Source organism: Pseudomonas sp. AC211, assembly GCF_979258055.1.
Genome location: NZ_OZ409830.1, coordinates 2,115,649 through 2,140,730, shown reverse-complemented (window position 1 = coordinate 2,140,730; position 25,082 = coordinate 2,115,649). Strand labels below are relative to the sequence as shown.

Annotated in this window: 15 protein-coding genes; 5 read left to right on the top strand and 10 right to left on the bottom strand. The window is 60.9% G+C overall.

What is annotated here, in order from left to right; genetic code table 11:
* Window positions 1-267: 267 nt before the first annotated feature.
* From ACZZZP_RS10235 to ACZZZP_RS10215, 5 genes are all read right to left on the bottom strand, one after another.
* Window positions 268-1,578, bottom strand: a complete 1,311-nt coding sequence (locus tag ACZZZP_RS10235; RefSeq protein ID WP_463536483.1) for a hypothetical protein — start codon at window positions 1,576-1,578, stop codon at window positions 268-270.
* Window positions 1,529-2,317: a hypothetical protein gene (locus ACZZZP_RS10230; RefSeq protein WP_463536482.1), complete on the bottom strand. Its 789-nt coding sequence runs from the start codon at window positions 2,315-2,317 to the stop codon at window positions 1,529-1,531. The genes ACZZZP_RS10235 and ACZZZP_RS10230 overlap by 50 nt, the downstream gene beginning before the upstream one ends.
* A 259-nt stretch (window positions 2,318-2,576) precedes the next feature.
* On the bottom strand, window positions 2,577-3,374 hold the full coding sequence (locus tag ACZZZP_RS10225) for a transglutaminase-like domain-containing protein (protein WP_463382623.1): 798 nt from the start codon (window positions 3,372-3,374) through the stop codon (window positions 2,577-2,579).
* On the bottom strand, window positions 3,337-4,011 hold the full coding sequence (locus ACZZZP_RS10220; RefSeq protein ID WP_463382622.1) for a hypothetical protein: 675 nt from the start codon (window positions 4,009-4,011) through the stop codon (window positions 3,337-3,339). The genes ACZZZP_RS10225 and ACZZZP_RS10220 overlap by 38 nt, the downstream gene beginning before the upstream one ends.
* A gap of 21 nt (window positions 4,012-4,032) precedes the next feature.
* Window positions 4,033-4,584: a type II secretion system protein N gene (locus ACZZZP_RS10215; RefSeq protein ID WP_463384689.1), complete on the bottom strand. Its 552-nt coding sequence runs from the start codon at window positions 4,582-4,584 to the stop codon at window positions 4,033-4,035.
* A gap of 373 nt (window positions 4,585-4,957) precedes the next feature.
* On the opposite strand from ACZZZP_RS10215, the gene ACZZZP_RS10210 reads away from it, so the two are divergent.
* Window positions 4,958-6,544 carry an ABC-F family ATPase gene (locus ACZZZP_RS10210; protein WP_122453664.1) on the top strand — a complete coding sequence of 529 codons (1,587 nt, stop codon included), beginning with the start codon at window positions 4,958-4,960 and terminating at the stop codon, window positions 6,542-6,544.
* 652 nt (window positions 6,545-7,196) lie between these two features.
* Window positions 7,197-7,466, top strand: coding sequence for a hypothetical protein (locus ACZZZP_RS10205; RefSeq protein ID WP_122498515.1), 270 nt, complete (start codon window positions 7,197-7,199; stop codon window positions 7,464-7,466).
* A 118-nt stretch (window positions 7,467-7,584) separates the two neighbouring features.
* Here the strand turns inward: ACZZZP_RS10205 and ACZZZP_RS10200 are convergent, their stop codons facing one another.
* A complete protein-coding gene (locus ACZZZP_RS10200; RefSeq protein WP_463536481.1) occupies window positions 7,585-12,588 on the bottom strand; it encodes a DUF5801 repeats-in-toxin domain-containing protein in 5,004 nt (1,667 codons plus the stop codon).
* Window positions 12,588-15,959: a retention module-containing protein gene (locus ACZZZP_RS10195; RefSeq protein ID WP_463536480.1), complete on the bottom strand. Its 3,372-nt coding sequence runs from the start codon at window positions 15,957-15,959 to the stop codon at window positions 12,588-12,590. Before ACZZZP_RS10195 ends, ACZZZP_RS10200 begins: the two co-directional genes overlap by 1 nt.
* A gap of 458 nt (window positions 15,960-16,417) precedes the next feature.
* Between ACZZZP_RS10195 and ACZZZP_RS10190 the strand changes: the two genes are divergently transcribed.
* The 3 genes from ACZZZP_RS10190 to ACZZZP_RS10180 all read left to right on the top strand — a co-directional run bounded on the left by ACZZZP_RS10190 (window position 16,418) and on the right by ACZZZP_RS10180 (window position 21,575).
* The gene (locus ACZZZP_RS10190; protein ID WP_463536479.1) at window positions 16,418-17,785 is read left to right on the top strand and encodes a TolC family outer membrane protein; all 1,368 of its coding nucleotides are present in this window, start codon (window positions 16,418-16,420) and stop codon (window positions 17,783-17,785) included.
* A gap of 250 nt (window positions 17,786-18,035) precedes the next feature.
* Window positions 18,036-20,186: a type I secretion system permease/ATPase gene (locus tag ACZZZP_RS10185; RefSeq protein WP_463384688.1), complete on the top strand. Its 2,151-nt coding sequence runs from the start codon at window positions 18,036-18,038 to the stop codon at window positions 20,184-20,186.
* Between the two features lie 30 nt (window positions 20,187-20,216).
* The gene (locus tag ACZZZP_RS10180) at window positions 20,217-21,575 is read left to right on the top strand and encodes an HlyD family type I secretion periplasmic adaptor subunit (protein ID WP_122498507.1); all 1,359 of its coding nucleotides are present in this window, start codon (window positions 20,217-20,219) and stop codon (window positions 21,573-21,575) included.
* A 21-nt stretch (window positions 21,576-21,596) separates the two neighbouring features.
* On the opposite strand, the gene ACZZZP_RS10175 is transcribed toward ACZZZP_RS10180, so the two are convergent.
* The 3 genes from ACZZZP_RS10175 to ACZZZP_RS10165 all read right to left on the bottom strand — a co-directional run bounded on the left by ACZZZP_RS10175 (window position 21,597) and on the right by ACZZZP_RS10165 (window position 24,995).
* Window positions 21,597-22,526 (bottom strand): aliphatic sulfonate ABC transporter substrate-binding protein, encoded by a 930-nt coding sequence (locus ACZZZP_RS10175; RefSeq protein WP_463536478.1) that lies wholly within the window; start codon window positions 22,524-22,526, stop codon window positions 21,597-21,599.
* 1 nt (window position 22,527) lies between these two features.
* Entirely contained in the window at window positions 22,528-23,568 is a 1,041-nt protein-coding gene (gene mgrA / locus ACZZZP_RS10170; RefSeq protein WP_463382617.1) for an L-glyceraldehyde 3-phosphate reductase, read from the bottom strand.
* A gap of 95 nt (window positions 23,569-23,663) precedes the next feature.
* Window positions 23,664-24,995 carry an LLM class flavin-dependent oxidoreductase gene (locus tag ACZZZP_RS10165; protein WP_463382616.1) on the bottom strand — a complete coding sequence of 444 codons (1,332 nt, stop codon included), beginning with the start codon at window positions 24,993-24,995 and terminating at the stop codon, window positions 23,664-23,666.
* Window positions 24,996-25,082: the final 87 nt, after the last annotated feature.

Below are 25,082 nucleotides of genomic sequence, written 5' to 3'. Positions count from 1 at the left end.
CCCCGTAGCCAGCGCCGCCTCCACCATTTGCCTCAATGCGGGCCTGATCACCTAGGGTGAGTGTGCCTACACGCAACAACAGGCTACCGCCGCTGCTTGAACCGTATCCACCTAGCGCTTGGCCGTTCGACTGAACCAAACCCTGCAACTTCAACGTGTCCGTGTTTAGCTCGAACGCTCCTCCGCCGCGGGTGTAGTTCGTGTTTCCATCGCGACCACCGCTTCCCAAATCCCTCGGTTCGCGGAAATCTCCATATAGATCATTGGTTAAGAAGTTAGAATAGAAACCGCCACGTCCCCATAGCTGGCGCCGCGGTAGTTATTCGAATTGCCACCCCCAGTCTTGCCCTTAGCGGTCACATCAATCCGCGACGTCGCATCCACCTCAACCGCGCCGGTGGTCAATTTCACTGCTGTGCCAACTCCAGAGGTTAATACCGCCGACTTACTCAAGAGCACCGATTCGTATGCATGCACTCCGGAAAGTGACAGCGTCGCGTTCTCCAGCACTAACGTCCCTGCACTAACATTAGAATCGGCAGGCACCGCCCCTTTTATTTCTCCGACTACGTTGCTCCAACGCATCGCGCCGTTGTAGCTGGGTCCAGTGCTCACATCCAACAGCGCCATCGCTGCGCTGAGAGGCACATCGCCGTTATTGAACGCTACTTCTTCTACGCCACTGCTAGTGTTCTTAAAATAAACAGAGCCAGCACCCCCGGCCTTGGCGCTACCACCACCACTTGAAAGTCCGCCTTTAGCCCACACCTGACTCGCCAGCGAGCCAGAAGTCAGCGCACCGTAGTACAGTGCTACTCGCCCTCCGCCGCCACCACCGTAGCCAGCGCCGCCCCCACCATTTGCCTCAATGCGGGCCTGATCACCTAGGGTGAGTGTGCCCACACGCAACAACAGGCTACCGCCGCTGCTTGAACCGTATCCACCTAGCGCTTGGCCGTTCGACTGAACCAAACCCTGCAACTTCAACGTGTCAGTGTTTAGCTCGAACGCTCCTCCGCCACGGGTGTAGTTTGTGTTTCCATCGCGGCCACCGCTCCCCAAATCCCTCGGCTCGCGGAAATCTCCATATGGTTCATTGGTTACGAGGTTAGAAAAGACACCGCCACGTCCCCCATAGCTGGCGCCGCTGTAGTTATTCGAATTGCCGCCCCCAGTCTTGCCCTTAGCGGTCACATCAATCCGCGACGTCGCATCCACCTCAACCGCGCCGGTGGTCAATTTCACTGCTGTGCCAACTCCGGAGGTTAATACCGCCGACTTACTCAAGCGCACCGATTCGTATGCATGCACTCCGGAAAGTGACAGAGTCGCGTTCTCCAGCACTAACGTCCCTGCGCTAACAGTAGAATCGGCAGGCACCGCCCCTTTGATTTCTCCGACTACGTTGCTCCAACGCATCGCGCCGTTGTAGCTGGCTCCAGTGCTCACATCCAACAGCGCCATCGCTGCGCTGAGAGGCACATCGCCGTTATTGAACGCTACTTCTTCTACGCCACTGCTAGTGTTCTTAAAAATAAACAGAGCCAGCACCCCCGGCCTTGCCACTACTACCACCACCTGAAAGTCCGCCTTTGGCCCACACCTGACTCGCCAGCGAGCCAGAAGTCAGCGCACCGTAGTACAGTGCTACTCGCCCTCCTCCGCCGCCACCGTAGCCAGCGCCGCCTCCACCATTTGCCTCGATTCGGGCCTGATCACCTAGGGTGAGTGTGCCCACACGCAGTAACAGGCTACCGCCGCTGCTTGAACCGTATCCACTTTGCGCTTGGCCGTTCGACTGAACCAAACCCTGCAACTTCAACGTATCCGTGTTTAGTTCGAACGCTCCTCCGCCACGGGTGTAGTTTGAATTCGGATCGCGGCCACCGCTCCCCAAATCCCTCGGTTCGCGGAAATCTCCATATGGTTCATTGGTTACGAAGCTAGAGTAGAGACCGCCACGGCCCCCATAGCTGGCGCCGCTGTAGTTATTGGAGTTTCCAGCCCCAGTCTTGCCCTTGGCGCTCAAATTAATCCGTGATGTCGCATCCACCTCAACCGTATCTGCGGTCAGCGTAATCGCTAGCTCAACTGGCGAGGTCAGTACCGCTGAATTGCGCAATATCACCGACTCATACGCATGCGCGCCGGCCAGCGTAAGCGTCGCCCCTTCGACGATCAGGCGTTTGCCGTCGTGCAAGTGGTCGGTTGCACTGATGGTGGTGTTGGCGCGAATCAGAACTTCCTCGGTGGCCTGCGCCTGTGCGCCTACTCCCGCTAAAATCAGTCCGATAATGAACGCGGTGAATCCATTCATGACATTCCCCAATCCAGAGCAAAGGCTTGCAGCAGACACAATGGCGCGCGGACTCCGGCTTCTCGGCACGACCGAGAAGGAACGGCAGATTCTCTAGGGGTTGTTACGACGACATCCCGATGCGGTGCGAGCTGTGAAAGCCACCATTTGGGACAAAGGAACGATCGCAATGGTGGAATGCACTCTGCGTTGCGTACACCAAGCATCTGCCCGCAGCAGGGGGCAGATTGGTTGAATCCTTTCACACAAATCCCTTTGATTATTTGAGGTACAACACTAGGTCCTGGACATCGGTCGCAAATGGCGACACCGACAGTTGTTGGCTGCTCTGGTAATACAGCAGCGCAACGTACCTATGCCCTTCCGGCTCTATAAAAATCCGTTTCGATGAGTCGAAAACAAGCCAAGTGCCATTATCGAAATATTCCAACCAGTTATGCAAGTCGTTCGCGTTTATGCGGTTCTGCTGTGGTAGCAATGCGACACCTAATGCGCGTCGTACGGAAAAACCGTTGCGAACTAACAGCTCTGCGGCGAGCAACATGTGTTCTGTGCAGTCGCCTTGTCGGTGTTTCAACGCATGTTCCGCGCCGTCAATGCCTCGACGGATACCGATGTAATCAATGTTGGCCACCATCCATTCATAGATACGAGCCGGTCGCTTCGCTGCCGGGTATTGCGCGAACGATTCCGCGAGCGCCTGTAACTCAGGTGACGGGCGAGTCGCCAACGGGTAGTCAGGCGCTACTTCTTGTTGGACTGGCGTGCCGGACAACGTCCAGCGAAGCGGCACTGACTTAACTTGGAATGGACCAAAATCATCCAGTTCTACGCAATAGCTGGACGGCGCCAGAGATAGGTTGGCGGGGCCGGAAACCGTCCACGAGGACGCCGCGCCGTTTTCGGCCAGCGGCAATTGCCCGCACAGTTGCGCACCCGATACCACGGAGGCTCGTTCGTTACGAATGCGCACGGTGAGCTCGATGTCCTCCGCCGAAGCCAAGGCCGAGATACACAGGCTACTTGCAGTAATAATTGAGCAGACGAGCCTGTTCATCAGCGGAAAACTTGGCATGTTTGTTGAGGGCGTCGCGCACGTTCTCAGGTGTTTCGAAAGAAAGGAACACGCCGGGTAATGGATTCTCGGAGAAGAACTCAAAGAACGGTTGTTGATATTCGGCTTCCACAAACAGCACCACCGGCTGATGTTTGCGGCGGTAAGTATCCAGGAGCCATGCCGCCATTTTTGCCGGATCGGTTAGCGCGGACTTTTCCAGGCCTCGGCCGAAAACCGTTTTGCCTTTGCCCACAAAAATGCCTTGGAGGTCACCGGTTACCAGGTTTGCGGCGACGTCATTACTGGTGACCATCAACCAGTCCCACGCTGGTGCGCCTCGCTGGGCCAGATAGCGCTGACGTCCGCCAAAAACCATTTTTGCCAAGGGCGCGTTGGCGGCGGAGATTTGCTCACAGACTCGCTGCGCTTTGAGCATGTCGTAGCCGTCGAATAAGAGGTCAACCGGGCTGCGCACCTGTTGCAAACGCGGCGCCAACAACGGCTCGGATAAAACCAGAGCTCCGGAAACTGTTCCGCTTCCGTCCACGTCAATGCTCAAGCTGCTGGTGGGCTCGCCCCAACAATCGGACATCGTTACGTTTGCACTCGCTAGGCCTGGAGCCAGCAATAGCGCCATTAGCAGTCCTTTACCCAACATTTAATTATTCCCTGCGGCCAACGACTTGAGTTTTTTCAGTTGCTGCAACATGTCCTGCTTGTTTGCTGGCTGTGGTGTGGGCTCTGCCACAGCCACCTCCATCGGCTCGGGTTTCTCTTTCTCGACGGTAGTCGTGGCGTCAGTCGTGATGTTTTCCAGGCTGATGCTTTCCAACACGCCATTACGCTTAACCAGAACGCGGTCGGCGTGAATGGCTTTCAGCTCGACGCCTTGCTGAATGTTGTCGCCCAGGTAATAGAGCTTTTGGTTGTCGCCGTTGGTGCTAATAATGGCCGCCGAGCGTTTGCTATCGGGCATTACGTAGCTGGCGAATAGTTTCAGCGAGAGCGTGCTGGGCTTGATTTCAGCCGTACTGCCCTGCTCCGGCTTCTGCAACTGGGCAGTGCCGAATAATGAGGTGACGGCGGGGATCGGGGCGGGTGTGGCAGCGGGCGTGTCGCTCGCAACCACTAGCAGTGGCGCGCTTTCGACCTGTCGAAGCTGGGTTTGCCAGTGCATCAGATTGGCCACATGTGCTCCAAGCAGGAGCACCGTCACACCAATCCATAAGGCAGGAGGGATTCGTTTAATCACGGGGCAAAACACCAGTCGTCCTTGTTCCAGTCGGCGAAGCGTACGCAAAGTGCAAGGAAATTGCGTGGGAAACGTGCGGGTGCGCTGAATATTCTGCTTGTCAGCGACCGTACAACAGTCGCATCACCTATGCGACAATGCGCGCCCTGTTTGGCATGAACCCCGCATCAAACGCCCGCCAGCGCCGCCCGATTGGGCACACGCTGCGTTGATTTCATGCCCGCCGGACCCATTTACGCTCCGCCTGGAGCGGACAGGAAACGCTGAATATCGGTCTCCAATCGGTATCAGGCAACTCCTGACACCTTTACGTTATTGATAGGTAAGCCCTTTGATTTCCACCGCTAACATCACCATGCAGTTCGGCGCCAAGCCGCTGTTCGAAAACGTTTCCGTGAAATTCGGCAACGGCAACCGGTACGGCCTGATTGGTGCGAACGGCTGTGGCAAGTCGACCTTCATGAAGATTCTCGGTGGCGATCTGGAGCCGTCCGGTGGCCAGGTGATGCTGGAGCCGAATGTGCGCTTGGGTAAGCTGCGTCAGGATCAGTTCGCGTACGAGCAGTTCACCGTGATCGATACCGTGATCATGGGCCACGAGGAATTGTGGAAGGTTAAGGCCGAGCGCGATCGCATTTATTCGCTGCCGGAGATGAGTGAAGAAGACGGCATGGCTGTGGCCGAGCTGGAAACCGAGTTCGCGGAAATGGACGGCTACACCGCCGAGTCCCGTGCTGGTGAGTTGTTGCTGGGTTTGGGCATTCCGTTGGAGCAGCATTTCGGCCCGATGACTGAAGTGGCGCCAGGCTGGAAACTGCGGGTGTTGCTGGCGCAGGCGCTGTTTTCCGATCCGGAAGTGTTGCTGCTCGACGAGCCAACCAACCACCTGGACATCAACACCATCCGTTGGCTGGAAAACATTCTCACGGCGCGTAACAGCACCATGATCATCATTTCCCACGACCGTCACTTCCTGAACAGCGTGTGCACGCACATGGCTGACCTGGATTACGGCGAGTTGCGTCTGTTCCCGGGCAACTACGACGAGTACATGACGGCCGCCACCCAGTCGCGCGAGCAGTTGCTGGCGGATAACGCTAAGAAGAAGGCGCAGATTAACGAGCTGCAAAGCTTCGTCAGCCGCTTCTCGGCCAACGCCTCGAAAGCCAAACAGGCGACGTCGCGCGCCAAGCAGATCGACAAGATTCAGCTGGCCGAGGTCAAGCCGTCCAGCCGTGTGAGCCCGTTCATTCGTTTCGAGCAAACCAAGAAGCTGCACCGCAATGCGGTGATGGTCGAGAACATGGCCAAGGGTTTCGACGGCAAGCCGCTGTTCAAGAACTTCAGCTTCCAGGTTGAAGCCGGCGAGCGCGTAGCGATCATTGGCCCGAACGGTATCGGCAAAACCACGCTGCTGCGTACCTTGGTTGGCGAGCTATCGCCGGATTCCGGCAACGTGAAATGGACCGACAGCGCCGAGCTTGGTTACTACGCCCAGGACCATGCCCACGACTTTGAAGACGACGTGAACCTGTTCGACTGGATGGGTCAGTGGACTCAGGGCGAGCAGATGATTCGTGGCACCTTGGGCCGCATGCTGTTTTCCAACGACGAGATTTTGAAGTCGGTCAAAGTGATTTCCGGCGGTGAGCAAGGCCGTATGTTGTTCGGCAAACTGATCTTGCAAAAGCCGAACGTGCTGGTGATGGACGAACCGACCAACCACTTGGACATGGAATCCATCGAAGCGCTGAACCTGGCGCTGGAGAACTACCCGGGTACGCTGATTTTCGTGAGCCACGATCGGGAGTTTGTGTCGTCGTTGGCGACGCGGATTATTGAGTTGTCGGCCAGTGGGGTTGTGGATTTTAGCGGCACTTATGATGATTATTTGCGTAGTCAGGGTGTGGTGATTTAAGGGCACTCTGGTTGTGGAAGAGCCCGTCTTTATGGCGGGCTTTTTTGTGGGGGGTTGTTGCGCTTTTTGATGGGTGCGGGGCTTGGGATTCTGGAATTTCAAATCGGTCGACATTTTCGCGTCACATTCAAAACTCTGGATTCCGAAGCGTCGGACCGCCGCCTGCGCGGGAATGACGGTGGCTTTTGCAGGTTTCCGGTCTCCTAAACAACCCTCGTCATCCTCGCGAACGCGGGGATCCAGGCTCTCAAGTCGGTCACATAATTCGTCACATCCAAAACTCTGGATCCCCGCGTTCGCGAGGATGACGGTGCGGGCTGGGCGTTATCCATTTTCCCGCTACAAACCTCCGTCATTCCCGCGAAGGCGGGGATCCAGGCTCTCAAGTCGGTCACGTCGCGTCACATCCGAAATTCTGGATCCCCGCGTGCGCGAGGATGACGGGGGCTCTGCAGATTTTCCGATCTTCTAAACAAACCTCCCCCCCCGCTTACCACACGATTACTTCAAATTTGCGACCTTTTTCATCATTTCAGCGACCTTATTGTGACTCAAGGGTCAGCTCCCGCCATCAACACTCCTGAAGGCCCCAGTAGCGAAGATTCGCTCCAGCGGCCGCTTACTGTTTGGGACCCATCGGAGAAACGACCCCATGACTACCCCGCTCCGTGTTAACGAAGCTTTGTTGATTGCTCACCGCGCTTTTCAGCCTTTCCAGTGTGTTGCCTGGGCGCCGCAAGATGGCAAAGGTGAGTTGAATTTTTCTGTTATCGACCGCACCAACACCCGCCTGCTCGGCCGTACTCAAGTGGCCAGCAGCGCGTTTACCGATCCAACCCAACTCGAGCGTTTGCTGAAGCAGTCACGCGATGAGTTGAACAAACAGGGTTACGACCTTGAGCCTTGGCAGATGACCGCTTAAGGCTTCACACGCAACACCCCATACGGGCAGCCTTCGAGCTGCCCGTAGTCGTTTTAGCCGTCGTAAAACCTGGGCAAAAAAAGGCCCGCCGAAGCGGGCCCAAGTCAGGAACAACGGGTTAGACGGTGTCGGTTTTCAGGGCGTGATCGCTGATCATGCCGTTGATGACCGTCGCCGCATCGGTGCTGCCGTAGTAGGCGCCGCTGGAAAGATCTACCCCACTCAATACCACCGATTGCTGAGCCGGCCCGCCAGCGGTGGTGGAAATACCGATGGTGGTATTGCCGCCGCCGAAGTTGAAGCTCAGGTAGTCGTCCAGTGCGTTGCCGGCCTGCGCCACGCCCGACAGCAGTTGCGACAGGTCGAGCACGTCCGAGCTGTTGCCGCTCAGGTCAACGTGGAAGTCGTTGATGGTGTCGGTGCCGCCCAGGCCGCCTTTTTCCCATACATAGGTGTCGGTGCCGGTGCCGCCGGTGAGCTGGTCGTTACCCAGGCCTCCGATGACCACGTCATTGCCACCGCCGCCGACAATCGTGTCGTTGCCTGCGCCGCCGTTGAGGTAGTTGGCGCTGGTGTTACCGGTGAGGCTGTCGGCGTAGTCCGAGCCGATCAGGTTTTCGATACTGCTGAAGGTGTCGTTCCCTGCCGCGCCCGTCGCCGAGCCGGCACCCAGACCACCGCCGGTGGTGGTCAGAATCGCAGTCACTGCCCCGGTGGCGTCGTGGTAGCTGGCGGTATCGCTACCGTTGCCGCCGATAAGCTGATCGACGCCCAGACCGCCTACGAGAATGTCGTTGCCCTCGCCGCCGTTCAGCGTGTCATTGCCGCCGAGGCCCAGCAGAATGTCGTCGCCGTCTTTGCCGTTGAGGGTGTCGTTGGCGCTATCGCGGCCCAGCAGCACTTCGTTGCGGACGGTGCCATCCAGGATCGATTGTCCCTCGTGGGTACGATCAACCGTGACCACTGCCGTGTCCAGGGCGGTACTGCCATTTACCGAGGCGGTGTAGGTGAAACTGCCGCCGTCACGTGCGCCGCCACTCTCTTCCTTGAACACTTGCGCGGCCGCGGTATGGTTGACGTCGCCGTCCACCGCACTGCCTGCCGCGATAATCGACAGCATGTTGTGGCTCGGGCCGGTGTCGTTGGCCAGCAGCGCCCATGTCGGGATGCTGATTTGATCGGTACCGCTTTGCGCGCCAGCGTTGGTGAGCACCAGATCATCACGCACCACCGTCGGCGCCTGCCCTGCACCGATGCCGATGTTCAGCGCGGCGCTGGCGGTGTCGCCGTCCATGTCGATCAGGGTGAACACGATGCTCGCGGCGATCGCCGTGCTGATCACGCTTGGCGGCGTAAACGTGTAGGCGCCGCTGTTGACGTTAACCGCCAGGTTGCCACCCGAGGCCAGGCCGAAGTTCAGAGTGCCGGCGGTGAAGGTGAATGCCGCACCGCCGGTGGCGGTTACCACGTTGCCGGCTTTGTCGTAGGTGTAGGTTTTGCCGTCCACGGTCAGCGAACGCACATAGCCGCCGTCGTTTCCGAAGCTGCCGCCGCTGGTGAGGTTGCCGGAGAGGGGCGACGCCTGTGCGGTGTTCACCAGTACTGAGGTCAGGTTGTTGAGGTTGCTCACTACCTGGCCGCCGGTGTTGGTGTTTGTTTCACCGTTGTAGGCAACCGGGTCCAGGCCGGCGACGGTGCCGCCCGTGCCCATGCCCAGCGCGTAGGCGCGCACGTCATTGGCTTCGAGGAATTTGATCCACGCCTGTTCTTCCGATACGCCACCGTTGGAGTACGGGGTTGGCCAGCCGGCAGCGCTGCCCGGGGCGTTGGAAATGCCAGCGTCGCCGTTTGGCCAGTTAGGCTCACCATCGGACAGGAAGTACGCCACGTTCTGCACGTTGCCTGTTTCGATTTTGCCGGGCTGGCCGTAGGCGTTGATAGCGGCAATCAGCGCCGCGTCATAGTTGGTGGAGTCCGCCGCTTGCAGACCGAGAATCGCCGCTTTGGCATCGGCGATGCTGACCCACACTTCTTCGGTAGTGGCCGAGCCTGAGAACGACACCACGCTGACTTTCACATCGCCCATCGCATCGTATTGCTCGAACAGTTCCAGCAACGAATTCTTCGCCACGTCGAGCCGGTTCATGCCGCCGACACCGGAGGCGTCGAGCATGCTGCCGGAGACGTCGAGCACCACCATCAGATTGGTGTTCAGCGAGTTGGTAGCCTGGCCGTTCTGCACAATGTTGGCAGCAGTCGGCGCGTCATCTTCGACCTGCACCAGGAAGCCGCCCACTAACGGTGCCGGATTATTGCCGGCGTCTACGGCGGTGAGGATGCTATCGAAATTCAGGCTCAACACGTCGCCGTTGCCACTGCCAGGCAGATGGTCGAGAGGCCCTTTGAGGGTGAAGGTGTATTCGCCGTCGGCCTGCACTTGCAGGGTAAACACTTGTGGGCCGTTGGCGCCTGCGGTGGCGGTGAGGGTATTGCCGGCCACGCTGTATACCAGTGCTACGCCTTGCGAAGTCGCTGCGGTTAGCCCGCTGGTGTTACTGCTCAGGCTGAACTGCGCGGTGCCGGGACCTGCCACCAGGTCGGAAAGGTCGCCGGTGGTAACGGTGTTGAAAGCGTCGCCATCGGAAGCGCCACCGGCCAGTTCGTTTTCATCCACACGCCCCACGACCGGGCCGGCGTCTTCCACGTTGATGGTCAACGAAGCCGACGACGGATCACCATCTTTGTCGACGATGGTGTAGGTGAAGTTTTCCACCTGGTCGCCCGAGAGATTGGCCGGCGCAACGTAGCTCCAGGCCCCGGTGCTGAAGTTGAACGACAACGCGCCGCCCTGCCCCGTGGCGATATTATTCAGTTGGTTGCCATTGATGTTGGCGCCAGTGCTCGGGTCGATGGTGTTGGCGCCGTCCCAGGTATAGGTGACGCCGTTTACCACGATGGACTGAATGCGCCCGGCGCCGTCGGCACCGAAGCTATCGTCATCGCCGCCGCCCACGGCGCCGTCGCTGCCATTGAGCACGTTGCCGTTGACGAAGCCGCCAGTGACCTGGCCCACGAGAGAATCGATCAACGAGCCGAAGCCGTCGACCAGAATCGGCACGCCGTTGCCGTCCACGTCCACCTGCTGCAACGGGCCAGTGGCAATGCCGTCACCGATGCCGATGGTGCTGACCTGAATGCCATTGGCATTAACAAAGTTGTTCCACTGCGCCGCAGCTGCCGGGTTCAATGCCTCGCCGTTCGGGCCGAGGGATTCGTTCGGGTTGCCGTCGCTAATAAAGAACACCTGGTTGCTGGCACCGGCAATCGGGTTGAACGAACTGACCACTTCGTTTACGGCATCACTGAAGTCAGTCGAGCCGCTGTAAGGCCGTGCGCCGCCAGGGACGCTGGAGTTGAGGCTGTCGATTTTCGCTGCGAAGTCGGCGTAGTTATCGAATGACGGATACGAGGTGGCGTCACCGGAGAAGGCGACGATCTGCGCGTGCACATCGCCCGTGGTGCCATTGAACAATGCCTGCGCCGCAGCTTTCACCGCCGTGAGCATGGTGTTCAGTTCGCTCTTATCGATGCTGCCGCTGAAGTCGAGCACGAACAGGGTGTTGAAGTTTTGCCCTTGCGCTACTTGCACCTGAGCCACGTCGTCACGCGCGGTAGGCGTGTCGTCGTCGACGTTCACTTGCAGCGTGCCGTTGGCCTTGTCGCCGTCTTTATCAGTGACCTGATAGTTGAAGGTGAACGGCTGGTTGTTTTCGTTATCGGCATTGGCGTGGTTGATGGCGGCGTTTTGCACCACGTTGTAGGCGCCAGTGCTGCTGTCGAGCGACACGGTCAGAACCGTGGTGCCATCCTGGACGACCAGCAGATTGCTGCCGGAGGTTTCATAGCTGAAGCCGGCTGGCGCGCCCGTGGTGAGCCACTGGATCGAGCCCGCGCCGTCGGCACCGAAGTCGTGCGCGAGGGTGCCGCTGACGTTGGTGGAGTCGACGTCGTCGTTAACGCCACCGGCAATGCCATTGGCCAATGCGTCGTCGTCGAGCAGCACGGTGCCGTTGGTGCCCACGCTTGGGCCGTCGTCGCGGAAGCTGATCACCTGACCGAGGTCGACGGTGGCAGTAGCGCTGTCGCCGTCGCCATCGACAACCGTGGAGCCAAGGCTGATATGCCCGGCGCCCAGGTACGCCGCTTCGTCGGCGTCGCCGGTGGGGTGAACAATGGCGCGAATCTGGTCGAGGGTAACGGTACCGCCGGCATTTACGCTCACGGTGAATACCAAGTCATTGGTGCCGCTGGTGCGCCCTTCGATTACGCCGCTGGCGTTGACGCTGAGCATCACGTTCTCGCCGGTGGCGGTATCCACCAGGCCGGAGTTAGCGTTTGTCACGCCGAGGTTGTAGGTCTGGCTGGCGATGCCATCGGCACCGGCCTGCACGTTGAAAGTGCCGGCGAAGTTGGCGCTGGCATCTGCGCCGAAGTTGCTTTCATCCACCTGCAGCTGCAACGACGAGCCCCACGTCACGTTGGTGGCAACGTCGTTGTAGTCGTAGTCGGAGCCGTTGGTGAGGTCTTCCCAGTTCTGATTGCCCGCGCTGCCGGTGTCTTGCAGGTGCGAGCCGCCGGGGTTGAGCGAGGCGTCAGTGAACAGCACATTGGCGCCATCGTCGCCCACCAGCGGCACGCCGCCCACCGAGGCCACCCACTTGCCGCCCACCTGGCTGAAGCTGACGGACGCACCGTCTACCAGGCCAGCGTTGCCGTTGGCACCGTTGGGAATGATGAAGAAACCAGTGGTGCTGGGGTCCAGGCTGCTGATGTCGGCGGTGTCGCCGGCGGTCTGGTCCTGCACGTTGGCCCAGATGATTTTGCCGTCGACCGGCAAGCCATCAGGCCCTTTGGTGTAGTAGCCATAGCTACTGGCGTAACCCGCACTGGTGCCGTTAAAGGTGACCTGCGAGCTGCCGCCCAGATCGGACGCCTGAATGGTTGGGCTGTCGTCGTTGATGTTGACCGCCAGGTTACCGCTGGCCTGGTCGTTATCGCGGTCGGTGACGGTGTAGCCGACGTTCAGCTGCAGGGTGTCTTCGGTGCCGGTTGTCGGGTGCATCAGCGGTTGCAGCAGGCTGACGGTGTAGCGCCAGTGCTTGGGTTGGTGAGCTCAACGCGCACCAGTTCGCCACGGGCGGAACTGATGGTCAGGGTGTTGGTGCTGGCATCCCACACCGAGGTCACAGCCTCAGTGCCCAGGCTGCTTGGGCCCGTCAGCGCAATGCTTTGCAAGCCATCGGCGCCTGCGGCGAAGTTCAGCGTGCCGCTGGTGGTGGTGGCCGCGCCGGCGACATCGCCCGGGCCGCCGTTAATGCCACCGAGCAGGCCTTCGTCGTCCAATGTGGCGGTGGCCGTGGTTGGCGAGACGGTGGGTGCATCGTCTTCGAAACTCAGCGCGCCGCCGATATTCACGGTGGCCGAGGTGGTGTCGCCGTCACCGTCGGTGATGGTGCCGGTCAGTTGAATCAGATTGCCCAGCAGCGAATCGCTGGCTTGGTCCGGCCCGGTGTTGGGCAGGTGGGCGATGGCCAATTGTTGGTCAAGCGTGACCACGCCGGTCGCCGCATTCACCGAAACGGTGAAGGAGATCGGGCCGCCGGCATCGCCGACGCGGCCAACCAGCAGGTCGCCTTCTTTGAACAGCACAATGGCGTTGCCGCTGGCGGTATCGACGAGGCCGGTGTCGGCGCCCGGTGCGCTGACGTTCAGGGTGTAGGCCACATTGCCCGCGCCATCAGCACCGAACAGCGGCGTAAAGGCGCCGCTGAAGTCGGCGCTGGCGTCCACGTTCAGGTTTGTTTCATCCACCACCAGCGCAGGCGGCAAGCCGGTGCCCGGGTCGATGATGGGCGCATCGTCGGCAAAACTCAGGGTGCCGCCGATGTTCAGATTGGCGGTGGCGCTGTCGCCGTCTTTGTCGGTGACGGTGGCGCTCAGCTGCACCAGATTATCGGTGAGCAAGCCGGTGGATTGATTTGGCCCGGTGTCCGGGTCGTGCACGATGGCGCGCTGTTGATCCAGCGTGACCACGCCGGTCGCTGCGTTCACCGTAACGGTAAAGGAGATCGGGCCGCCGGCATCGCCGACGCGGCCGACCAGCATGTCGCCCTCTTTAAACAACACGATGGCGTCGCCGCTGGCGGTGTCCACCAGGCCGCTGTCGGCGCCGGGCGTGCTGACGTTCAGTTGATAGCTGACGCTGCCGGCGCCATCGGCACCAAACACGGGAGTGAACGCGCCGCTGAAATCAGCGCTGGCATCCACCGAAAGCGCGCTTTCATCCACCACCAGGGCGATGCCGGCCAAGGTGCCGGGGGTGATGCTTGGGCCGTCATCGCGGAAGCTGATGGCGTTGCCCAGGTCGAGGCTGCCGCTGGCCGTGTCGCCATCGCCGTCAGTGGCGGTGGCAACCAAGTTGATGTGGCCGCTGCCGAGCACATCGACATCGTCGGGGTTGCTGCCGTCGTCATGGACCACGGGGCGAATCTGATCGAGGGTCACGGTGCCGTCGGCGCCCACGCTCACGGTGAACACCAGTTCGTTGCCGCCTTCGGTACGGCCTTCGACCACGCCGGCATTAACGCTGAGCACCACGTTCTCGCCGCTGGCGGTGTCCACCAGGCCGCTGGCCGGGTCGCTCACGGTCAGCTCGTAATTCACGCTTTGCAGGCCATCGCCGCCGGCTTGCACAGTGAATGCATCGCTGAAGTTGGCTGAGGCGTTGGCGCCCAGATCGCTTTCATCCACTTGCAGCTGGGCTTCGGTGCCCACGGTGCCGATGGTTGGCACATCGTCTTCGATATTGATCACAAACAGGCCGCCGGCCGTGCCGAAGCCTTGCACCGGATCGCCGTCGAAATCGGTGGCGGTCAGCAGGCCGGTGAAGTCGATACCCAGCACGTTGCCATTGCCGAACAGTTCGCCGTCATCGCCATTGGCGAGCGCGTGGTCCAGCGGCCCTTGCAGGGTGAAATTGAAACTGCCATCGGCGCCCACTTGCAGGGTGAACACGTCGTAGCCGGGGCCGCTGGCGGTGAGTGTGGTGTAGCTGCCGTCAGCCGACACCACGACGGAATAGGTCAACGCCACGCCGCCCGAGGTCAGTCCCTGGGCATCGAGCACGGCGGTGGCGGCAGCGGTGCCGACCAGGCCGAAGCTGCCAATGCCATCAGCACCAAAGTTCACCAGACTGGTGAGCGAGCCGGGGCCGGATTCCACGCCGACATTCACGGTCTGCGCGGGGTTGCTGTCGGAACCCGGCGCATCGCCGTCTTCGTTGTTGCCCTCGTAGGGCGCGGCAACCGCCACGCCCGGAAGACCTGACTGACCGCTGGCCGGCAATTGGCTCAGCGCGTCTTCATGGACGATGCCGCCCACGAACGGCGAACCCTCACCGCCGGTATTCAATTCGGGGCTGTCGTCGTTGATGCCCACGGCCAGGGTGCCGGTGCTCGGCGTGCCGTTGCCGTCGGTGATGGTGTAATCGAGGTTGAGGTTTAGCGTGTCTTCGGCGCCGGCCACTGGATGATCCAGCGGCAGCTCCAGGTTGAAGTCGAAGGCGCCGGTCAGCGGATTAGTGTTGGTGGCCGTGAATACCACCGGACCGTCAGCGCCGCCTTGGTGGGCCGTGAGCGTCAGGCCGTCGGCGCTGATGACCACGACCAGCGGTTGACCTTGCGAGGTGATGCCAGACAAATCCACCGCGTTCCAGGCGAACGCCCCCGGACCGTCCGGCCCGAAGTTATAACCCAGGCTGCCACTGAGCGAAGCCGGCACGCCGGGCTGGTCGTCGCCGTACGGGCTGCCTTCGATGCTGCCGGGCAGGTCGCTGTCTTCGTCGAGGGAAATGGACACGGTGCCGGCGTCGGGGTCGCCGTCCGGGGCCGCAGGATCAGGATCAGGGAGGTTACGGGCGGCCGGGTCGGGATCGGGAAACTCGGGGCCGCGCGCCAGGCCTTCGGTGGGGAAACCAATGTTCGGGGTCACGGCGCCGCCGACTTCGGTCAGCAGCACGAAGGAACGGCCGCCGCCTGCACCGCCGGGGCCGCCTGCGCCTGCACCCGGGCCGGCAGCGGTGGCTTCACCGGCTTGGGTCGGGTCTTGGCCCGCCTCGATGGCCGCTTGCAGTTGCTCAACGTCAGTCAGGTCGTCCTGGCTGGGCGTGGCCGGTGCAACGGGGTCTTGAACGATCACCTCGTTACCGCTGCCGCCGTTGAGCAGCGCGGTATCCAGTTCCAGGCTGCTTTCGCGGCCCAGGGTGAGTTCGCCGCCATTGGCCAGCGCCACGGCAACGGCGCCTTGAGCGCCGGTGTCCAGTTGTTCGCCCGCGTATACGCGGTCGCCCTCAGTCAACGCGCGTCGCGATCCATCGCTCGCTACCGCAAAGACCTCGCCGATTACTTTACTGACGACACCAATCAACGTAGCCATGATTCCTTCCTCACTACTGCTGCCAACGACCCGTCGACACGCATTTTCAAAAGGGCCAACCGCCTTTCAAAAGCTGAGGAATACGAAAAACCCGCCGAAAGTTAGGCAACGATGATTTGCATCAAAAAGCCATGACGTCAAAAAACTACCGCCCTAGCGCTGCTCAAACTACCGCAGTGTTTCTCCCCGTTCCAGACGCTCGAAACCGCAATTGACCGTGATTTGCAAGTCTCGCCAGCGTCAAAGACCCCGGTAAACGTGACGTGCAGGCAAAAACAATGTGCTCGTTTTCACATACTGCATAAGAATAAATATTCATAAGGTTTGTTCCAAAAATTTCTTAGGTTCTTCTAAAGTTGTTCTTAGCTGGAATGTTACAAGCCTGAAACGGTCTAGTAGGCGCATAAGCCAATTTATTGGCATACCAACACAACGTTCACACCTATGGAGAAGTACCCATGCCTGCAATAAAACCGCTATGGACTAGCGTGCTGTTGGCTGTGGTCTGCGCACAGGCGCGAGGCCATGACCCTGTCCGAAGCCATCCAGAGCACCATCGACACCCACCCCGAGCTGCAAGCCAGCATCAACGACCGCCGAGCGAGCAAGGAGCAAGTCGGCGTCGCACAAGGGGTTACTACCCGGTAGTCGACGCCATCGCCGGTTACGGCCGCGAAGAAACCGACAACCCCACCACCCGCGCGCGCGGCAATGGCCTGAACAGCCACAACAAGGAACAACTCGACTACGGCACCTCGCAGCTGCGCCTGCGGCAAATGCTGTTCGATGGCTTCAACACGCCGAACGAAATTGCTCGCACCGAAGCGGTGGTCAATTCCCGGTCTTATTACATCCAAGGCACCGGCGAAGACTTGGCGCTGCGCACCGTGCAGCTTTACCTCGAAGTGCTGAAACGCCGCGAGATGGTCGACCTGGCCCGCAATAACTTGCAGGCGCACCAGCGCATGGGCGATCAGATCAACCTGCGCAGCGAGCGCGGTGTGGGCAGCAACGCCGACTCCGATCAGTCGTCCGCGCGTTTGGCCCTGGCAGCCAACAACCTCTACACCGAGGAAGTGAACCTGCAGGACGCCGAAGCCAATTTCTTCAGTGCCGTTGGCCGCCCCGCCGATGAGCTGGAAATTCCGGCCTCGATCAAAGGCCAGATTCCCGAAGACGTGAACGAAGCGCGCCAGCGCGTGGTGGATAACAACCCCATGCTGAAATCGGCCCAAGCCGACGTGATCGCCGCCGAGAAACAATACGAAGTGGCCAAGTCGCCCTTCTACCCACGTTTCGACGCCGAGTTGGCGGCCAACGCCAACAACAACACCGCCGGCGACGAAGGCCATGACAACAACTGGCGTGCGGGCGTGGTGATGACCTACAACCTGCTCAACGGCGGCCGCGACAAGGCCAACCTGCAATCCACCGCCTACCAAATCAACCAGGCGATGGACATCCGCAACAACGCCCTGCGTCAGATCAACGAGAACGTGACCCTGGCCTGGAACGCCCTGCGCAACGCCCGCCTGCAGACGCCGCTGGCCCGTGACTACGCCGACTACACCAAGCGTGTACGCATGGCCTACCAAGACCAATTCGGCCTGGGCCAACGCACCCTGCTCGACCTCCTCGACAGCGAGAACGAACTGTTCACCGCCAACCGTCGTTACGTGGAAGTGCGCTACACCGAGGAATTCTCGATGTACCGCCTGCAATCGGCCATGGGCGAGCTGCTGCGCAAGCAAGGCACCGTGCTGCCCGCCGAAGCGACCGCGCTCAACGAAGTGAAAAGCACCGCGCAATTGCCGTCGATGAAATAAGCGACGGCAGCCAGCCGCCCCACCCGCCCTTGTAGGAGCGGCTTCAGCCGCGATGCCCTTGATCTTCAATCCAGAGCATCGCGGCTGAAGCCGCTCCTACAACAGTGCATGGGTGGCGCCGGGTCCCGCTGTATCAGCCCTCGGTGAACTCGCTGAATAATTTGTCTGAACCACAGTGGCACAGTGCGATCAGACAGCAGTCAGCCGAGTGCTCAAGGTCTGAATGAGGAGTAGTGAGACTGTGACCACCATGGAACGGACCGGCCCGTCCGGCGACCCGCGTTTAGACCACGATGACCCGCTGCTCGATGGGTTGTTGATCTTGTGCAACCTGCACAACTGCTCAGCCAGCCGTGGCAGTTTGAGTGCCGGCTTGCCGATGCCTGAACAACGTCTGAGCCCCGATTTATTACCTCGCGCTGCAGCCCGCGCCGGCTTGCAAGGCCGCTTGCTGCGCCGTGAGTTGAATGCCATTTCCGCCCTTAACCTGCCGGTGCTGTTGGTGCTCAAGGGCGGCCGCTGCGCCGTGCTGCGCGAGTGGCGCGCCGATGGTCAGGCGCTGATTTTGCCCAGCGAGGCCGAAGGCGGCGAGCAATGGGTAAGCCGCGAGCTGCTGCAAGCCGAGTACGCCGGCCAGGCGCTGTTTGCCCGGCCGCGCCATGAACTGGAAGACCTGCGCACGCCGCTGGTGCCGCGTGTGGAAGCGTGGTTTCGCGACACCTTGAAACTGTCGCGCTGGCTGTATGCCGACGCCATTCTCGCCAGCCTGCTGATCAACCTGCTGGGCATGATGGTGCCGCTGTTTGTGATGCAGACCTACGACCGCGTGGTGCCCAACCAGGCCATTTCGACCTTGTGGGTGCTGTCCATCGGTTTGCTGTTGGGCACGATGTTCGAATTGCTGCTGCGGGTGCTGCGTTCCCATCTGCTGGATGTCGCCGGCAAGAAAACCGACGTGGTGCTCTCGGCCACCTTGTTCGAGCGCATCACAGGTATGTCGATGATCGCCCGGCCCGCCAGCGTCGGCGGTTTCGCCCAGAGCATTCACGACTTCCAGGGCCTGCGCGAGTTTCTCACCGCCGTGACCCTGACCAGCATTATCGACCTGCCCTTCGCCCTGCTGATGATTGTGGTGATTGGTCTGCTCGGCGGCTGGATTGTGGTGATTCCCCTGCTGGCCTTTCCCATCACGATTATTTTCGCCCTGATTATTCAGTCGCGCCTGCGCGACACCGTGCAGAAAAGCCTGGCCCTGGGCGCCGAGCGTCAGGCCTTGCTGATTGAAACCCTCAGCGGCCTGGAAACCCTGAAAGCGTGCAGCGCCGAAAGCGAGCGGCAGCACAAATGGGAAACCACCCACGGCGCCATGACCCGCCTCGATGCCCATGCGCGCAACCTGTCGGCGCTGGCTACCAACGGCACGCTGTTCCTCCAGCAGTTCTCCGGCATGGCGACGATCATTGCCGGCGTGTACCTGATTATCGACGGCAACCTTAGCGTCGGCGCCCTGGTGGCCTCGTACATGCTTGGCAGCCGCGTGATGGCGCCGCTGGGCCAAATTGCCGGCCTGATTACGCGCTACCAACAAGCGCAAATCACCATGCGCAGCACCGACGCCATGATGTCCATGCCGCAAGAGCGCCAAGCCAAACAGCGGCCGCTGGAGCGCACCCAACTCAAGGGCGCGCTGGACATGCACAAGGTCAGCTTTACCTACCCCAACGCCAGCGGCCCCGCCCTGGTCGGCGCCAGCCTGCATATGCAGCCGGGCGAGCGCATCGGCATCATCGGCCGCAGCGGCTCGGGCAAAAGCACCCTGGCGCGGTTGATCATGGGCTTCTACACACCCGAAGAAGGCCAATTGCTGCTCGACGGCCTCGACCTGCGCCAACTCGACGTCGCCGACTTGCGCCACCAGATCGGCTACGTCGCCCACGACCTGCCGCTGCTGTCGGGCAGCCTGCGCGACAACCTCACCCTCGGCGCCCGTTACGTGAGCGATGCACGCATGCTCGAAGTGGCGGAAATGACCGGCGTCAGCGAACTCGCCCGCCAACATCCGCAAGGTTTTGAGCGCCCGGTGGGCGAGCGCGGCCAACTGCTTTCCGGCGGCCAGCGCCAGGCGGTATTGCTGGCCCGCGCGCTGCTGCTGGACCCACCGATTCTGGTGCTCGACGAGCCCACCAGCGCCATGGACAACGCCAGCGAAGAAGCCCTCAAAGCCAAGCTGCACACCTGGATTCAAGGCAAAACCGTGCTGCTGATTACCCACCGCACCTCGATGCTCAGCCTGGTCGACCGTCTGGTGGTGCTCGACAACGGCCAAGTGATGGCCGACGGGCCGAAAGATGCGGTTATCGACGCCCTGCGCAAAGGCCGCATCGGCCAGGCCTCGGTATGACGTCAACTGATGAGTGTTAACGGAAAAAACATGGACCTGAGCCAACCGCCACGCGGGTACTTTTCAAGCCTGCGGCAGAAAAAACAGGACACCGAGTTCATGCCGGAAGTGGACGGCGTGGTGCGCGAAGATTCACCCTGGCTGTCGCGCATCACCTTGTGGGTGACCTGCGGCCTGCTGCTCACCGCTCTCGGCTGGGCGCACTTTGCCGTGCTCGATGAAGTGACCACCGGCGAGGGCAAAGCCATTCCCTCGAGCAAAGTGCAGGTGATCCAGAACCTGGAAGGCGGCATCGTCACCGAAATTTTCGTGCGCGAAGGCCAGATGGTGAACAAGGGCGACAAGCTCATGCGTCTGGATGACACGCGGTTTTTATCCAACCGTGGCGAAACCGAAGCCGACCGCATGGCGTTGGTAGCGCGGGTGGAACGCTTGTCTGCCGAAGCCGAAGGCCGGCCCATGCAGCTGTCTGCCGACGTTCTGGAAAAGGCGCCGCAACTGGCCGCCGATGAACTGGCGCTGTACAGCTCGCGGAAAAAACACCTGGAAAGCGAGCAGCGCACCCTCAACGAACAACTGCGGCAGAAAACCCAGGAGCTGGCCGAGTTTCGCTCCAAGGTTGAGCAATACCGCTCCAGCCTCGGCTTGTTGCAGCAAGAGCTGAACATGTCCGAGCCATTGGTGGGCACCGGCGCGATTTCACCGGTGGAAATTCTGCGCTTGCGCCGCAGCGCCGTGGAAATTCGCGGCTCGCTGAATTCCACCTCGCTGGCCATTCCGCGCGCCGAGGCGGCCATCGACGAAATCAAAAGCAAGATGCAGGAATCCGACCTGGCGTTCCGCTCCGACGCCTCGAAAGAGCTCAACGAAAAGCGCACCGAACTGCAAAAAATCACCGCCACCAGCGTCGCGATTGACGACCGCGTCAGCCGTACCACCGTCACCTCGCCGGTGCACGGCATCATCAAAACGCTGAAGATCAACACCATCGGCGGCGTGGTGCAGCCCGGTAGCGACATGCTGGAAATCGTGCCGCTGGAAGACAACCTGCTGATCGAAGCGCGGGTGCGCCCACAAGACGTCGCGTTCCTGCACCCCGGCCAAAGCGCCATGGTCAAGTTCACCGCTTACGACTACACGATTTACGGCGGGCTGAAAGCCAAGCTGGAACTGATCAGCGCCGACACCGTGACCGACGACAAGGGCAACAGCTTCTACTTGATCCAGGTGCGCACCGACAAAAACCACCTGGGAACCGACGAGCATCCGCTGCTGATCATTCCCGGCATGGTGGCCAACGTCGGCATCATCACCGGGCATAAAAGCGTGCTGGATTACCTGCTTAAACCCGTGCTCAAAGCCCGTTCCGAAGCGATGCGCGAGCGCTAAGGCGCCCCGCTCGCCTGGCGGTTACGGCCGCCACACCGCCGCTTCAATATCGAGTTTTTTCGGCAGCAACCGATTGGCCAGAAATAGATCGGCCGTGGCTTGCTGTGCCTGCACAATCTCGGCGCTGACCGCCATCGGCGGCGACGGCGGACGATGGCTGAAGCTGCGTTCGATCACCGCTGGCGACAAGCCCATAAAGCTGGAAAGCAGCGCAATGCTGGCGGCTTTGTCAGTACGGATCAGCGCTTCGGCTTTGCCCAGTTCATCCAGCAACGCCGGAATAAACTGCGGATTCGCCTCGGTATAAGGCCGCGCCGCCGGGAAGAATGGCCCAATCAGGCCCAACCCTTCGCCATTGGCCAGCAGGCGCGCCTTACCTTCCAGTTCCAGCGCTGAATAGTAAGGATCCCAAATCACCCAGGCGTCGACACTGCCCTGCTCGAACGCCGCGCGGGCGTCGGCGGGCGACAGGTACACCGGCTGAATATCGCTAAATGCCAGGCCGGCTTTGTTCAGCGCCCGCAGCAGCAAATTGTGCGAGTTGGAGCCTTTCTGAAAGGCGACCTTTTTGCCCTTTAACTCGGCCACGCTGTGAATCGGGCTGGCATTGCCGACCACAATCACCTCGGCTTGCGGCTTGGCCGGCTCGGCGGCGATGTAGAGCAAATCGGCGCCGGCCGCCTGGGCGAACAGCGGCGGAATATCGCCGGTGGAACCCACGTCAAGGGCGCCGATATTCAGCGCTTCGAGCATCTGCGGCCCGGCCGGAAATTCAATCCATTTAATCTGCGTGTTGGCAAAGCGCTGCTCCAGCAGCTTGTGCTCTTTGGCCAACACCAGACTCGCCGAGCCTTTCTGATAGCCGATGCGCAGCGTGGCCGGATCGGCCAACGCCAATTGACTGCACGCGGCGAGCAGCCACAGCGCGGTAAAACGTTTTAATAGGCGCATGTCATTCCCAGTCGGTGGACGGTTTTTCCCAGAGGTTGATTCCGCCTTCGACGGCGTAGCGGTCGATCTCGGCCAGCTCCTCGGCGCTAAAGGCCAGGTTGTTCAGCGCCGCGACGTTTTCCACGATCTGCTCAGGATGGCTGGCACCAATCAGGGCCGAGGTCACGCGTGGGTCGCGCAAGGTCCAGGCCAGGGCCAGTTGCGCCAGGCTTTGGCCACGGCGCTTGGCGATTTCATTCAGCGCGCGGGCGCGTTCGATGTTGGCTTCGGACAAATGCTCGGGACGCAGCGAGGCGCCGCCCGGCCGGTTTACGCGCGAATCTTGCGGCACGCCATCGAGGTATTTGTCGCTGAGCAAGCCCTGGGCCAGGGCGGTGAACACGATGACGCCGGCGCCCACCTCGTCGGTGGCATCGAGCAGGTCTTTTTCGATCCAGCGGTTAAGCAGGTTGTACGCAGGCTGATGAATCAGCAGCGGCACGTTGCGCTCGCGCAGCAAGGCGGTGATCTCGCGGGTTTTTCCCGCCGAGTAAGACGAGATGCCGATGTACAACGCCTTGCCCTGCTCGACGATGCTCGCCAGCGCGCCGGCCGTTTCTTCCAACGGCGTGTGCGGGTCGAAGCGGTGCGAATAGAAGATATCGACGTAATCCAGGCCCAAGCGCTGCAGGCTTTGGTCGAGGCTGGAAATCAGGTACTTGCGCGAGCTGCCGCCTTGGCCGTAGGGACCGGGCCACATGTCCCAGCCGGCCTTGGTGGAAATGATCAGCTCGTCGCGGTGCGCGGCGAAATCTTCCTTGAGCAGGCGACCGAAATTGGTTTCTGCGCTGCCATAGGGCGGGCCGTAGTTGTTAGCCAGGTCGAAGTGATTGATGCCCAGATCAAACGCCGTGCGCAGCAACGCGCGCTGGGTGGAAATCGGCGTGGCATCGCCGAAGTTGTGCCACAGGCCGAGGGACAGCGCCGGCAATACCAGGCCGCTGCGGCCGACGCGGCGGTAGGGCATGGATTGGTAGCGGTCGGGGTTGGCGAGGTAGGTCATGGGGTGGTCTCTTGGTTTCAGGAATCGAGGCTAAAGCCTCTCTCACAGAGAAATGCGTTCACTGTAGGAGAGGCTTCAGCCTCGATCTTTTGATGTCATTGGCTGAAAAACGGATTCACCGGCCGAGTCAGGCCCAGGTGCTCACGCAGGGTGCTGCCCTGATACTGAGTGCGAAACAAGCCTCGCCGTTGCAGCTCCGGCACCACAAAATGGGCGACGTCTTCCAACCCGGCCGGCAAGTGCGGCACCAACACGTTGAAGCCATCCGCCGCGCCGCCTTCGAACCAGGCCTGCAACTCATCGGCGATGTCGCTTCCGGTGCCGATCAAGCTGTAGTGCCCTCTTCCACCGGCAATACGCCGGCCCAGTTGCGCCAGGCTCAGGTTCTCGGCGCCGGCCAGTTCGGTGAGCAATTTCTGCCGGCTCTGCTGACCGTTTTCGGTGAGCGGTAAATCGGGCAGCGGGCCGTCCAGCGGATAACCCGACAAATCAAAATTGCCCAACATGCGTCCCAGTAAGGCGACGCCCACCTGTGGCTCGACCAACTCCTGAAACTGCTCGAATTTCTCCTGCGCTTCGTCACGGCTCTGGCCGACCACCACAAACACGCCGGGCATGATTTTCAGCGCGTCGGGCTCGCGGCCAAAGGCGCCCATGCGCCCTTTCACATCGGCATAAAACGCCTGCGCTTTGGCCAAAGAGGTTTGCGCGGTGAACACCACTTCCGCCGTTTCCGCCGCCAGGGCGCGACCGGTTTCCGAAGAACCGGCCTGCACGATGACCGGCCGACCTTGCGGCGAGCGGGCGACGTTAAGCGGACCGCGCACGCTGAAATGCTCGCCGCTGTGGTTGAGCACGTGCAGCTTGGCCGGGTCGTAGAACTGGCCGGACTGTTTGTTCTGCACAAAGGCATCGTCGGCCCAGCTGTCCCACAGGCCGGTAACCACCTGATGGAATTCGCGGGCGCGGGCGTAGCGCTCGGCGTGGGGAATATGCGCATCGCGGCCGAAATTGAAGGCTTCGGCGGCGGCATCCGAAGTGACCAGGTTCCAGCCTGAGCGGCCACCGGATAAGTGATCCAGCGAGGCGAATTTACGCGCCACGTGGTAAGGCTCGTTGTAGCTGGTGGTGACCGTGCTGATCAGCCCGATGCGCTCGGTCACCGCACTGAGCGCGGCCAGCAACGTCAGCGGCTCGAAGTACACCGAACGTGAGGTGTGGCTGGCAATGTCGTCGGTGCTGGCGGCCACGCTGTCGGCGACAAACACCGCATCGAAACAGGCCGCCTCGGCGATTTGTGCGGTGCGTTTGTAGCTGGCGAAATCCAGCGGATTGGCCTGCACGTCGGGGTGGCGCCAGGCGGCGATGTGGTGCCCGCCGGCCATGAGGAAGGCGCCAAGGCTGAGTTGGCGGGTGGGGGTGGTCATGGGTTTGGGTTTCCTGGTGGTGCTTTTTGGGTTGTTTAAGGTCAAGGGCATCGCGGCTGAAGCCGCTCCTACAGGGGTGGCGTTGTC

Excerpts from the sequence above, each read along its gene's own strand:
- ACZZZP_RS10200 (WP_463536481.1), bottom strand. The coding sequence starts at position 12,588 with ATGCACCCGACAACCGGCACCGAAGACACCCTGCAGCTGAACGTCGGC.
- ACZZZP_RS10190 (WP_463536479.1), top strand. The coding sequence starts at position 16,418 with ATGCCTGCAATAAAACCGCTATGGACTAGCGTGCTGTTGGCTGTGGTC.
- ACZZZP_RS10165 (WP_463382616.1), bottom strand. The coding sequence starts at position 24,995 with ATGACCACCCCCACCCGCCAACTCAGCCTTGGCGCCTTCCTCATGGCC.
- ACZZZP_RS10225 (WP_463382623.1), bottom strand. The coding sequence starts at position 3,374 with ATGAACAGGCTCGTCTGCTCAATTATTACTGCAAGTAGCCTGTGTATC.
- ACZZZP_RS10175 (WP_463536478.1), bottom strand. The coding sequence starts at position 22,526 with ATGCGCCTATTAAAACGTTTTACCGCGCTGTGGCTGCTCGCCGCGTGC.
- ACZZZP_RS10185 (WP_463384688.1), top strand. The coding sequence starts at position 18,036 with ATGGAACGGACCGGCCCGTCCGGCGACCCGCGTTTAGACCACGATGAC.
- ACZZZP_RS10230 (WP_463536482.1), bottom strand. The coding sequence starts at position 2,317 with ATGAATGGATTCACCGCGTTCATTATCGGACTGATTTTAGCGGGAGTA.
- mgrA (WP_463382617.1), bottom strand. The coding sequence starts at position 23,568 with ATGACCTACCTCGCCAACCCCGACCGCTACCAATCCATGCCCTACCGC.
- ACZZZP_RS10220 (WP_463382622.1), bottom strand. The coding sequence starts at position 4,011 with ATGGCGCTATTGCTGGCTCCAGGCCTAGCGAGTGCAAACGTAACGATG.
- ACZZZP_RS10180 (WP_122498507.1), top strand. The coding sequence starts at position 20,217 with ATGGACCTGAGCCAACCGCCACGCGGGTACTTTTCAAGCCTGCGGCAG.
- ACZZZP_RS10205 (WP_122498515.1), top strand. The coding sequence starts at position 7,197 with ATGACTACCCCGCTCCGTGTTAACGAAGCTTTGTTGATTGCTCACCGC.
- ACZZZP_RS10195 (WP_463536480.1), bottom strand. The coding sequence starts at position 15,959 with ATGGCTACGTTGATTGGTGTCGTCAGTAAAGTAATCGGCGAGGTCTTT.